At 43.9% G+C, this 3,535-nt stretch carries 4 protein-coding genes; 1 reads left to right on the forward strand and 3 read right to left on the reverse strand.

Annotated features, from left to right (window positions below; genetic code table 11):
- Positions 1–885: 885 nt before the first annotated feature.
- Both F6K20_RS29440 and F6K20_RS29445 read right to left on the reverse strand, forming a co-directional pair.
- The gene (locus F6K20_RS29440; protein ID WP_287297060.1) at positions 886–1,743 is read right to left on the reverse strand and encodes a helix-turn-helix domain-containing protein; all 858 of its coding nucleotides are present in this window, start codon (positions 1,741–1,743) and stop codon (positions 886–888) included.
- Positions 1,744–1,782: 39 nt separating this feature from the next.
- A complete protein-coding gene (locus tag F6K20_RS29445) occupies positions 1,783–1,911 on the reverse strand; it encodes a hypothetical protein (RefSeq protein ID WP_008181270.1) in 129 nt (42 codons plus the stop codon).
- A gap of 411 nt (positions 1,912–2,322) precedes the next feature.
- Between F6K20_RS29445 and F6K20_RS29450 the strand changes: the two genes are divergently transcribed.
- Positions 2,323–3,336, forward strand: a complete 1,014-nt coding sequence (locus F6K20_RS29450) for a hypothetical protein (protein ID WP_008181268.1) — start codon at positions 2,323–2,325, stop codon at positions 3,334–3,336.
- A gap of 5 nt (positions 3,337–3,341) precedes the next feature.
- Here the strand turns inward: F6K20_RS29450 and F6K20_RS29455 are convergent.
- Positions 3,342–3,535, reverse strand: a 194-nt coding sequence (locus tag F6K20_RS29455; RefSeq protein WP_287297062.1) for a hypothetical protein, incomplete at its 5' end; no start/stop codon positions are given.

The raw sequence follows: 3,535 nt of genomic DNA on the forward strand, positions 1-3,535 counted from the left end.
TCAACTTCCGGCAATAACCAGGGAGAGCATAGTTCCAAAAGCTGGCGTTGCTGAATCTTCGAATTAATAGGAGTAGAGTGGGCATCCTGCCCGCTCCAAAAGATATCGAACAGGCAAGATGCCTATTCCACAGGTGCGACCCAAGGGCGATTTACTCGCCCATTGGAAAGCGCACCTACTCTTAAAATCATTCCATTATTAAGAGTTTTTAGGTGCGCTTGAGCGATCTAATTATTAAATTCGCGCTTAGGCGCGCGCCTCCTAGGGCGAGTAAATCGCCGTTGGGTCGCATCTTTCGGCAAAGCCGACGCGGGGCGCGAACGGGTCGCATCTGTGGAATCGGCATCTTGCTGTGGAACTGGCATCAAGCCAGTTTCATGCTTATTGTCGGGCGGGCAGGATGCGGCATCAGGCGTGGAACTGGCATCAAGCCAGTTTCAACATATTGTCGGGCGGGCAGGATGCCCACTCTACTCCTATTCAGCGCGAAGATTCAGCAACGCCACTTCCCTTAGAACCATTAGCTCTCAAATATTTCATAACTGCTCCCGTCTCCATGGTAGTTTCACCTTTGAGTGTTGCAGGTCTTCTGCACCGGTCCTATGTCACTGATGCAGAACATTTGTACTAAAGCTATAGCTCCCTCATCGGTTTTAGCTTGCTCGGATAGTACATAGTTCATAAGTTGTGCAACTTTGACTGTGCAACTTTGACCTGCTGTCTATTTAAGCTTAAACATAAACGGTTCCCCTCAATACTCAAAAATTCCAACTTTACTAACCATAAAAATAAAATAGTCTTTGACGGGACAATAATTAGTTTTATCTATAATTCGTTTTGTTAAGCGTCGTCATATATCGTCTCAAAATCAGGTACAATCGGCTTTTAAGATTCTTGTCTAACTTCTGGTTTCCTCTGCAACGTTTTTGAAGGCAATTCCCCAAACATGACTCTGTAATCTCTAGCAAAATGGCCTCCATTCCAGAAGCCAAATTGGTTAGCCAGGATTTCTACGCTACAACTGTCTGGATCACTTGCCTTCAGGCACCTGCGCACCGCATTCAGCCGTCGCACCTTGAGATAGCGCATGGGACTCATGCCAAATAACTCCTGAAACCCATAGGACAAAGCTGAACTGCTAGAGCCCAATCGTTTGGCTAGCTCCTTCAGGGTCAGGGGTTTTTCCAAGTGGGCTACTATTTCTTGCTCCGCTTGGGCTATCAACTTTCTGCGCCGAGAGGGTTTGAGGGTGGGGGTGGAACTGCCTTGAATGGGAATGGCTTGAATCACCAACGGAACCAGATCATTTGCAACCAGCTGTTGAACATGGGGCTGGTTCAACCAGTCAGGTTGATGTTGCGCCAACCAAAATAGTTCCCGCAGATAATCCTTGATCTCCCCAATCCGATCGGGCAATATACTCACATGATTCTTGGCGAGGAAGCGATCGTCCAAATCATAGCGCTGCAACTGATTTGCACAAGCTTCAAAGATTCCCACCGGGATGAATATGTCTACCATCATTCCCACTTGAGGAGTCACGAAGCCCGTTTCCCGTTGCCGATCAAAACCATTCAAATCAGTTTGGGGACACAGGGGCTGACCGTGGCCATAAAAATGGCCTCCTTTAGCCTCCCAAACCAACGCAAAAGTTAAATATCCCTGCTGTTTCGGACCGCTTACTTGAACCGATTGATTAGCGCTAATACGTGTGAAATATAAATCACCAATCTGGGTAGCCAAAAACTCACTCTGGAACGAACCACGAGAAAGCTGAATAATTTACATTTGGCTATAGGTCAAGAACTCAGTGAACTGTTCCAGAACCGTAAAACGACCGGAAATAATCTTAGAACTTACTGCTGTAGATTGGTTCAAATCTTGACTAGAATTTGCTGCTTTAAAACTCATGACTGCTTGAGATAAAATACATTATAATTCGTGGCAGTTGTGTGTAAGGAGGTACCTCGGCATTGGAATTTTTGAGAGTAGGGAGTAGGGAGTAGGGAGTAATAAAATTAAATCTACCTCATAAGTATGATCAATTATATCAACTATTTGCTAATATATAATTTTAAATTATCTCATGAAACCAAATGCTGATTTATCATACAGTCGTTTTCCTATTAATGAAGTACACACACGGATTCTTTCCCTGTTCCCTGTTCCCTGTTCCCTATTCCCTCTGCCCTATTCCCTATTCCCTGTTCCCTATTCCCTTTCACCATCAATTATAGTTTCACATCTCAAATGAAAATTCTATAGCTGACAGCTGAAAGCTGACTGCTGAATGCTTACTAACATCCTACCTTAACAATAATTATGAAACCCCAAACTGAGCAAATTGTTACTACCCTTCAAGAATTAACCAAAGATGAATACTTCAGCCTAGTTGGTGACGCTCCTTATATAGTTATTCCTTGGGAAGTGGACGATAAAGGTTCTTTTTCAGTGGAACGCTTTCTAGTCGATAACACCGGTCTTATGCCCTTTACTCCTGAAGAGTTTCTCAGTCAGATTCGCGCAACCCAATCTCAACCTGTGAGCGCCCATTACCAAAATCTGATCGCACTGCTGCAAGCTAATTTCTCAGAGTTAACTATCTATGGCTATCGCCTTCCTACACTACCAGAAGAATTGGAAGAGGGATTTCCCATTCAACAAAGTATCTTTGGCTCCTTAGGAATTCCGATGCTAATTGGTTTATCAACAGCAGGAGAGTGGATTGGATTAGGTATCAAACAAACCTGGCGGTGCAACTCATCACCACAATTTATGATTCCGGATCTAGAATCCGTCCAATACAATACCGCTGCACTGGTTGAGCAAATCCAATGTATCACCAATCAAATTACTCACCAAGCCCAAGCAGAGGAAGAATTGACCTTGGGAGGTTTCGAGGTAGTGATCACCACTAGTCGCAACGAAGTTATGCAAAAATTATTGGATACTACGGGATTTTTAGAGATTAGCGAAATCAATGAATTTATTAGAGTTCGAGATGATTACGGAAATGAGATAGAAGAGTACCAGGAAATAATAGCACAGCTAGAACAAGAACTAGTAAAATTAGAGGAAGAAGGAGAATTATCAACGGAAGAATACCAAGAGGTTCAAGAAGAATTGTCAGAACAAAGAGAAGGATTAGAGGAAATCCAAACAGAATGCAAGTTCGAGATAGATTTGAGAAACCTGTTTGCCACTCAACTGGTAAATTCCAAAACTTACCATCTTAACTTCAATCTGTCTGGGGAATGGTGTACAGTTCACTATGCCTTAGGGGAAACTCACGATCTCGATTGGGTAGTAGTAGCAACAAGTAGTTATACTCTTTGAGGGAATCACAGGAAGAGCAGGAGATGGGGAGATGGGGAGATGGGGAGATGGGGACTTAGATTAGCAACTGGCTCTCCACAACTGCTTAGGTGCCCTTGAGCTGCTCCCTGCTCCCTGCTCCATGCTCCCTGCTCCCTGCTCCCTGCTCCCTCTCTCACTATTGGTGATTTTTCATAACTATATTTTTCACAACTCGTTT

The sequence above is a fragment of the Moorena sp. SIO2C4 genome (genome assembly GCF_010672485.1).
GTDB lineage: Bacteria > Cyanobacteriota > Cyanobacteriia > Cyanobacteriales > Coleofasciculaceae > Moorena > Moorena producens.

Bases quoted from the DNA above. Each gene is read 5' to 3' on its own strand.
- F6K20_RS29450 (WP_008181268.1), top strand. From the start codon at position 2,323: ATGAAACCCCAAACTGAGCAAATTGTTACTACCCTTCAAGAATTAACC.
- F6K20_RS29445 (WP_008181270.1), bottom strand. From the start codon at position 1,911: ATGAGTTTTAAAGCAGCAAATTCTAGTCAAGATTTGAACCAATCTACA.